3 protein-coding genes are annotated in these 1,186 nt (G+C 65.3%); 2 read left to right on the plus strand and 1 reads right to left on the minus strand.

The features are described 5' to 3' along the window. Positions 1 to 305, plus strand: a 305-nt coding sequence (locus ACT84W_RS11125; RefSeq protein WP_444329276.1) for a hypothetical protein, incomplete at its 5' end; no start/stop codon positions are given. A 9-nt stretch (positions 306 to 314) separates the two neighbouring features. Beyond that, positions 315 to 626 (plus strand): DUF1294 domain-containing protein, encoded by a 312-nt coding sequence (locus ACT84W_RS11130; protein WP_417575318.1) that lies wholly within the window; start codon positions 315 to 317, stop codon positions 624 to 626. Here ACT84W_RS11130 and vsr read toward each other — a convergent pair. Further along, the coding region (vsr, locus tag ACT84W_RS11135) for a DNA mismatch endonuclease Vsr (protein WP_444329277.1) at positions 619 to 1,186 on the minus strand (568 nt) is incomplete at its 5' end. The two genes, ACT84W_RS11130 and vsr, sit on opposite strands and share 8 nt — an antisense overlap.

Genomic DNA, 1,186 nt, shown 5'->3' on the forward strand with positions numbered 1-1,186 from the left:
AGACGACCTCGCAGCAGCGCGGCGGCGCCTCCGACCAGGCCGGCAGCCTGACCTTCCGAAACAAGGACCGCCTCGAGTCCCACTACCAGAAGCACGGGGTGGGCATGGGATACGCCTCCGCGGAGGACTACCTTGCCGGCGCGAACGCCGTGGTCTCGAACCCGAAGTCGCTCCACAAGACCGAGGCCGAGGACGGCGACGACGTCTACTACCTGGAGTCGACCGGAGAGTTCGTGGTCGTCTCGCGCGACGGGTACATCCGCACGTATTACATCGCCGACAAAGACTACTTCGATAGGCAATAGGAGCTCGCCATGGGTTACGAGTTCGGCGAGCTGCCGTATGCCGCGCTTCTGGGAATCGCGTATCTCTTTATATTGAATATCATCACGCTGATCGTCTACATCGTCGACAAGGCGCGTGCAGGCGGCGGTGCCTCGCGCGTTCCCGAGTCGACGCTTTTGGGCCTTGCCATGGTCGGCGGAGCGGCGGGAGCGCTTCTGGGCATGCTGCTCGTGCGGCACAAGACGCGTAAATGGTATTTTCGGCTCACAGTGCCCGTGCTGCTCGCGGCACAGGTGGCGCTCGTGGTATGGATCGTCTTCTTTGCTCCAGGAATCAGTTAAGATGTTTATGTAGCTTAGACGCAAGCTCTGGTAGAAGCTCGGCGAAGGTCTGCTCACGCGAGGCCTTCTTTAGCTGGCACTCCCAGATCACATGGACCGTCCAGCCGTCGTCGCGCAGCTCCTTGAGGTTCTGCGCGTCTCGCTCGACGTTGCGGGCGAACTTGGCGTTCCAGTACTCGGTGTTCTTGCGCGGGGTCGAGGGATTACAGCGCGGGCAGCGGTGCCAGAAACAGCCGTTGATAAAGATCGCGACCTTGCGCCCCGGCCAGGCGACGTCCGGGCGGCCCGGGACCTTCCATTGGAGCCGGTACCCGGTGAGGCCCGCCGCGCGCAGGCGCTCGCGCACGAGCAGCTCGGGCTTGGTGTCGCGGCCTTTGTTGCCCTGCATGGAGCGGTGCGTGCCGTAGTCGGTGGCGGCAGGCACCCCGCGGCGGGCGAGGTTCGCGGCGAGGGCCTGCTCGGCGGGCGCGGCCGCGAGGCGCGCCTGCGATAAGGCCTCCGACCAGCGCTCGGTTAGCCGCTCGACGTCCCAAGCGGCGTTCGCGGGGCTCGTGGAGGGC

The sequence above is a fragment of the Paratractidigestivibacter sp. genome (assembly GCF_052362415.1).
In the GTDB taxonomy this organism is placed as follows: Bacteria; Actinomycetota; Coriobacteriia; order Coriobacteriales; family Atopobiaceae; genus Paratractidigestivibacter.